The sequence below is a fragment of the Pelatocladus sp. genome (assembly GCF_059505505.1).
Genome location: NZ_JCACKS010000254.1, coordinates 24,052 through 31,281, shown reverse-complemented (window position 1 = coordinate 31,281; position 7,230 = coordinate 24,052). Strand labels below are relative to the sequence as shown.

5 protein-coding genes are annotated in these 7,230 nt (G+C 39.7%); 3 read left to right on the top strand and 2 right to left on the bottom strand.

Annotation, left to right across the window (positions count from 1 at the left end; translation table 11 throughout):
- Nucleotides 1-392 precede the first annotated feature (392 nt).
- The 3 genes from hpnI to AC5JMK_RS26585 all read left to right on the top strand — a co-directional run bounded on the left by hpnI (nucleotide 393) and on the right by AC5JMK_RS26585 (nucleotide 4,529).
- On the top strand, nucleotides 393-1,553 hold the full coding sequence (hpnI, locus tag AC5JMK_RS26595; protein WP_495911358.1) for a bacteriohopanetetrol glucosamine biosynthesis glycosyltransferase HpnI: 1,161 nt from the start codon (nucleotides 393-395) through the stop codon (nucleotides 1,551-1,553).
- A 384-nt stretch (nucleotides 1,554-1,937) separates the two neighbouring features.
- The gene (gene hpnJ, locus AC5JMK_RS26590) at nucleotides 1,938-3,374 is read left to right on the top strand and encodes a hopanoid biosynthesis associated radical SAM protein HpnJ (RefSeq protein WP_096678714.1); all 1,437 of its coding nucleotides are present in this window, start codon (nucleotides 1,938-1,940) and stop codon (nucleotides 3,372-3,374) included.
- Nucleotides 3,375-3,668: 294 nt separating this feature from the next.
- Entirely contained in the window at nucleotides 3,669-4,529 is an 861-nt protein-coding gene (locus AC5JMK_RS26585; protein WP_096673928.1) for a ferritin-like domain-containing protein, read from the top strand.
- Nucleotides 4,530-4,723: 194 nt separating this feature from the next.
- On the opposite strand, the gene hemN is transcribed toward AC5JMK_RS26585, so the two are convergent.
- Both hemN and AC5JMK_RS26575 read right to left on the bottom strand, forming a co-directional pair.
- On the bottom strand, nucleotides 4,724-6,106 hold the full coding sequence (hemN, locus tag AC5JMK_RS26580; RefSeq protein WP_495911357.1) for an oxygen-independent coproporphyrinogen III oxidase: 1,383 nt from the start codon (nucleotides 6,104-6,106) through the stop codon (nucleotides 4,724-4,726).
- 72 nt (nucleotides 6,107-6,178) lie between these two features.
- Entirely contained in the window at nucleotides 6,179-6,877 is a 699-nt protein-coding gene (locus tag AC5JMK_RS26575; RefSeq protein ID WP_096673933.1) for a biliverdin-producing heme oxygenase, read from the bottom strand.
- Nucleotides 6,878-7,230 lie beyond the last annotated feature (353 nt).

The following is a 7,230-nucleotide window of genomic DNA, read 5'->3' as shown; positions in this document are numbered from 1 at the left end:
TCAACGACTACCCGAATTCAATCAACGACTACCCGAATTCAATCAACGACTACCCGAATTCAATCAACGACTACCCAAATTCAATCAACAACTACCCAAATTCAATCAACAACTACCCGAATTCAATCAACGACTACCCGAATTCAATTGAGAATCTTTTGGACAATACTTCAGAACTTGCAACTAGAGAGCATAAACACTTAAGCGATCGCTCAAAACAATAGCAAAGTTAATCACCAGATAGTCGAGATGCAATAAGTCTCTACAATTAAATAGATGAGAAAGCACCTTCCCAACTGGAGGGCGCTTTTGTTTTTTGGTATATTGTTTTCGTTGCGATCGCACACTATTTTTTCTATTCTAGTCGATGGAACTTTTGGAACTTAAATTGCTTGAGTATTGTTTATCCGACTATTATTATTAATTTCCTGCTTTTTATTCTCTGCCTAATAGCTATTTGGTTTTACTGCTATGCAATCTATGCAGCGATCGCCTTTTCTCAGCATCCTTATCCAGTTGATACAGAATTTCATCCACCGATGACGATTCTGAAACCGATTTGTGGACTTGAGGCTGGTACTTACGAAAATTGGGCTTCTTTCTGCCGACAGCAGTATCCAGCTTATCAGATTATTTTTAGCGTTCGTGACAATCAAGACCCTGCTATACCCTTAGTCAAGCAAATTATCAATGACTTTCCTCAAGTGGATATTCAGTTGATCGTTAGCGATCGCACTATTGGTACAAACCTGAAAATCAGCAATCTTGCAAACGCCATACAATTTGTCAAATATGAATTTCTGATAATTGCTGATAGTGACATCAGAGTCACAAATGACTACTTGCAGCAAGTAATTCAACCATTTCAAGACAAAGAAATTGGTGTCGTTACCTGCTTGTATCGTTCTTCAGCGCAGGGATGGGTAACAACCTTAGAAGCTATTGGTACTGCTACTGATTTTCATGCAGGTGTTTTAGTCAGTAATAAACTTGAAGGTATAAAATTTGCCTTTGGTTCCACTATTGTCATTCGTAAACAAGTGTTGGAAGAAATAGGAGGATTAGAGGCGATCGCTGATTATCTCGCGGATGATTTCCAACTTGGCTACCTTCCATCTCAAGCAGGCTACAAAGTTTTACTTTCTAACTATGTAGTTGAGCATGTACTAACAACCACAACCTTAGCTGATTCTATCAATCGTCAGATCCGTTGGGCGCGCTGTACGCGGATTTCTCGTCCTTGGGGTTATTTAGGATTGATTTTTACCTATGGTACTATCACCAGCTTGCTACTGCTAATTACTACAGGAGAATCAATAGTGGGTTGGACTGCACTATTCATAACTTGGATAATGCGGTTAACAATGGGTTGGGTTGTGGGCGTTAAGATTCTTAACGATTCTGCTGCCAAAAAATATTTGTGGCTGATTCCTCTATGGGATTTAATTGACTTTGCAATCTGGTGCTATTGCTTTGTTGGTAACACAATTGAATGGCGAGGACAGCAATTGAGAATGACAAAACAAGGTAAGTTAGTTGCAATTAAAACATAGGGAACGGGGATTGGGGATTGGGGGTTGGGGACGGGGACAAGGGAGAGCAGGGTGGTTTCATACGAAAAAAGAAAAATATGGAAGTCTGTATTTCTCGTTTTGAAGCATAGATTTTTACCCCTCTCCAAACCTCTCCCCTTATTAAGGGGAGAGGCTTTAAAAGAAGATTTTAATTTTTCTCTGCTTGTATGAAACCACCCTGGGGACGGGGACAAGGGAGAGGGGGAGATAAGGAAAAGGGGAGAGAATTGGTCACTATAATTAGTCTCCCCACACTCCCCACACTCCCCACACTTCCCACACTCCCCCCAATCCCTGTTCCCTGTTCCCTGTTCCCTTTTCCCATTACAAGTTGCAAATTATTTAGTGGAGATATATACACCTGTGAAGAAAACTTTATTTCTCAGTCCTCCTTCCTTTGATGGGTTTGATGGTGGTGCAGGTTCTCGATACCAAGCCAAACGGGAGATTACCTCCTTTTGGTATCCTACCTGGTTAGCGCAGCCTGCTGCTCTTGTCCCTAATAGCAAGCTTGTGGATGCGCCTCCCCACGCACAAACAGTGGAAGATGTGCTGAAAATTGCTAGAGAGTACGAATTAATCATCATGCACACCAGTACACCTTCGCTACCAAATGATGTGAAGTGTGCTGAAACCATCAAAGCTCAAAACCCAGATGCACAGATTGGCTTAATTGGAGCGCATGTGGCAGTATTACCAGAGCAGACGCTACAGGAAAATCCCATAATTGACTTTGTGTGTCGTCACGAATTTGACTATACCTGTAAAGAACTGGCGGAAGACAAGCCTTGGGACAGCATCAAAGGTCTAAGCTATCGCGATCGCCAAGGTAAAATACATCATAATGAAGACCGTCCATTAATTCACGATTGGGATTCTATGCCCAGTGTCTTGCCAATATACGCTCGTGATTTAGACATTACAAAATACTTTATTGGCTATTTGCTGCATCCATACATTTCTTTTTATACTGGGCGCGGTTGTCCCGCAAAATGTACCTTCTGTCTTTGGCCTCAAACAATTGGTGGACACCTGTATCGTCATAAAACCCCAGAAGCAGTTGGACGTGAGATGGAAGAAGCTAAAGCCATCTTTGGCGACAAAGTGCGGGAATATATGTTTGATGACGATACATTTACAATTGATAAGCAGCGAGCGATCGCCATTAGCGAACACATGAAGCGATTGAAGTTGACTTGGAGTTGTAACGCTCGTGCTAACTTAGATTACGATACTCTCAAACAACTACGCGACAACGGCTTACGCTTACTATTGGTAGGATTTGAATCGGGTAATCAGCAAATATTAGACGGTATTAAGAAAGGAATTAAGCTGGAAGTCGCCCGTAAATTTATGGAGAATTGCCACAAACTTGGTATCACCGTACACGGCACATTTATCATTGGTTTACCTAACGAAACTCAGCAAACAATTGAAGAAACGATTCGCTTCGCTTGCGATCTGAGTCCTCATACAATTCAGGTTTCTATCGCTGCTCCCTATCCTGGGACAGAACTTTATCAGCAAGCACAGGACAATGGTTGGTTTAGTGATAATTCTTTAGTTGCTAATTCTGGCATTCAAATGTCTACACTGCAATATCCGAATCTTTCCAGTGCTGATATTGAAGATGCAGTTGAACGAATGTATCGTAAATTTTACTTCCGTCCCAAAGCCATTATTCCAATTGTCGGTGAAATGCTGACCGACCCACAAATGTTAGTGCGTCGTCTGCGTGAGGGACGTGAATTTTTTGCTTACCTCAAAGAACGTCATACCCAAGCAGCCGCAAAGGTATAAATAATTTAATGTAAGTAGAACAGCGTAAATAATTAAAGGTTTGTAGTGTAGACGCTCATAAGAGCGGCTTCCGTAAGGTGGACTTTAGTCCTTATTTGAGGACTAAAGTCCTTACTACGAACTAGATTCCAGTAATATTACATTACTTCACATAGTTTGTTTTTTTCAAATCGTTCTACTTAGTGGAAGTGGATAGTGGTTAGTAGTTAACCAATTAACAATCTCGGAAGTTTCGAGTTTTGAACCCGAAAGTTCTAGTTTGAACCCCGATCCCTGATCCCCAATCCCCAAAACATGAAAATAGGAAGCAAAGACCACAAAGAACTTTTTTGTCGTAGTTTTATCGACACTTACCGAGAGTACGAGCCTGAAAAACTTCCTTGGCCTACTCTTAGCACTGAAGCTCTTGAAAACCTGCGTGGTATTCCCTTTTGGAGAGAAGCACTCGATACAGAACAAGAAGCAGGAGTGATGGTAAACGCTTTTGCACAGACAATGAGCGATCCTCTATTACGAGAAGCGATCGCTCTGCAAGCTATGGAAGAAGAACGTCACGGTAGACTGATTAAATTTCTGATCGACTATTACGATATTCAAATTTCCCCACTTCTTGAACCTGTACTTCCTAGTAATATCAAAACCGCTTTTCTTGACTTTGGTTTTGGTGAATGTCTTGATTCTTTTTTAGCCTTTGGTTTATTTGGACTTGCTCGTCGTCACGCAACTTACATCAGCGAAGCATTGTTTGAAATATTTGATGTGGTTTTGAATGAAGAAGCCCGTCACATCATGTTTTTTGTTAATTGGGTGACTTACGAGCAAATTCAGGACGGTAGAAGCAATTGGTTAAGGGGAACAAATGCTATCTGGCATTATAAGAGAGCGCTACAAGATAAGATTCAAGCCTTTACTGGTTCCAATGAGGAAAAACAAGAAGGTTTCACTGCTACTGGTGCTAGTAGCTTTATAGATAATTTAACGCCAGAAATTTTGCTAGCCAACTGTTTAGAAGAAAATGCTCAACGGATGAGTGTATTTGACAAACGACTAATCCAGCCTCAATTGGTACCAAACCTTGCCAAAATTGCCCTACGCACTCTCAAACTTATACCTGGGCGTCAATCAAACACTAGACCTCTTGCAAAAGTCGAATGAACCCCCCTCAATCCCCCCGTGAACGGGGGGAAGATTTAGTTCCCTCCCCGTAAACGCTTAGGGTTAGGGTGGGGTAAAAATATTTTTGCAAGAGGTCTACTATTTCACAAAATTCTTGATACAAATCCTCCCCCTTGTCTTCCTATCGCTCTTCAGAGTAATAGTGGTTCACTAATACAAAATACTAGTAAAGATTAAATCGCCCGTGAGAATTTTTGCTCTTGAGTGAGGCGATGAGCATCAAAATTAACAGCAATATTTCTAACTAATAATCTGCCAATTTCTGTGATGCCAATTTCATCTTTTGATAGGCTGACTAATCCATCTGATTCTAAAAGGTGCAATGCTTCTAATTCTTGAGCAAAATACTCATCAAAACAAATTTGATACTTATCTTCAATGTCTTGCTTATACAGTTTGGCATGAGACATCAGTCGCATAATGACATCTCGTCTAAGAATATCATCTCCATTTAACTTAATACCTTTACCAATGGGTAAAATATCCGCATCAATTGCTTGATAATAGTCACGCAATTGTTTGTGATTCTGGGCATAGGCATCTTCTAGCATACTTACGGATGTTGCACCAAAACCAAAAAGTTCTGCTTGCGCCCAAGTAGTATAACCTTGGAAGTTACGCTTGAGTGTGTAGTTGCGTTGAGCGATCGCTAATTCATCATGAGGTTTAGCAAAATGATCCATACCGATGAAGAGATATTTATTATTAGTTAACTCTTCAATGGTCATTTTAAAAATCTCTAATTTCTCTTGTGGTGCTGGTAGCGCATCCTTAGCAATTTTTTTCTGAATTGGTTTTATCCACGGTACATAGGCAAAATTAAATACTGCAATGCGATCAGGATCTAAATCGATTGTCTTTTTAATTGTCTGGTGAAAGCTTTGATAAGTTTGATACGGTAGACCATAAATCAAATCTACATTCACACTTTGAAACCCAGCTTCTTTGATCCACTCCATCACTTCAAATAGTGTTTTTTCTGGCTGGACGCGATTAATAGCCGCTTGCACCTGGGGATTAAAATCTTGAATCCCAAAACTAATGCGGTTAAAGCCAATCTCTTTGAGAAAGAAAATGTATTGCTTATCAACGTAGCGAGGATTGATTTCAAGAGAAATTTCTGCTTGTGGATCGAAGCGGAAGTGACGAGTAATATTGTTCCAGAGGTTTTCTACTTGTTCTAAACTTAAATAATTTGGAGTTCCGCCACCCCAATGCATCTGTACTGCTTGTCTATCTGGATCAATCAAAGATCCTGTATGCTTGATTTCTCGCTCCAGATATTCTAGATAAGTTTTGGCAATATTTTTATTATTAGAAATAACTACATTACAGCCGCAGAAATAACAAGCAGTCTGACAAAAAGGAATATGCAAGTATAAAGACAAAGGCGTTTTTCTTTGATTTGAAGAGGCGATCGCATCCTGAAAATCTGATGCTGTAAATGCTGTGTTCAGTTCTGTAGCAGGTGGGTAACTAGTATATCTGGGTGTGGGAATATCGTACTTTTTGATGATATCTATGTCGAAGTTCACACTAGGAATTTGCAAAACCATCGAATTATTTCCAATCACTAAGGGTATTTTTCAGTAAACAGTTATCAGTGTTCAATTGATAACTGTTTACTGTTAACTGTTTACTGTTTCTTGACCACGTGTTAGGGAATTAAACAAAACTTGCCCAATTGCTTGAATTAAATTTCCTTCTAGTTCTTGAGCCATTTTTATATTGAAATCGAAGGAATTATTTGCTTCTGTGATAATTTTTTCTGCTGTAACATCGTCAATTGTTAATGTGTCTAATGCTTGACGATACTTGTCTTTAAAAGCTTTTTTGTCTGGAATTTGATCAAAATTATAAAAAGATGTACCTTGATAACCCTCTAGCTTTAATACTGACTGAGCAATTTTCTGTAACATTTGGCCGCCAGAAAGATCGCCCATATAGCGGGTGTATGCGTGTCCGATTAATAACTCAGGTGCAGTTGCAGATAATTCTCGAATTCGAGCAATATAACTTTGAGCGACGGGAGATGGTTGTACACAAGTTCGCCAATCTTTCCCATAGTAAAATTCCATATCTTTCTCTAAAGCAGCTTGGCGATTTAGTTCTGGAAAATAAATACCGCCGACAATAGGATGATCTCCATGTTTTTCTATTTCTGTTTCTAGTTGGCTGTAGACGTAATACAAGTTACCTAAAAACTTGGCAAAGCAGGTTCTATCTACAACCCCTTTGAGAAAACACTTCATAAATCCGACGTTTTCTGCTGCTGTATGGGATTTTTGGGTTCCGGTACGAAGTTTAATCGCTAGATTGTTACTCATTGGTTTTTTCCTTCATCTCAAAACGCAAGCTGATATTTACCAGTTCACTGTCAACGCCAGCGTTGAAGAATTGTTATTCAGGTTGATGAAAGGATCTGCATCATGACCATCAGCTAATCACACCACCGATGCAGACCCAAGCCATGTTGATTTCTACCAAAATCATTTAACTATTTAATCGCTCAACAACCATATAATTATTTATATTTTTTCATATTTCTCTGATTCTGCATGGAGGTGAATCTAGTTGATAGAGCTAAATTTTGCTTCTCAAAAGCTAAATTCCCGCAGCCAGATTTGCTCCAACTACGTGTAACACCAATTCTCAAAAATTCCACTACACTTATGAAGTC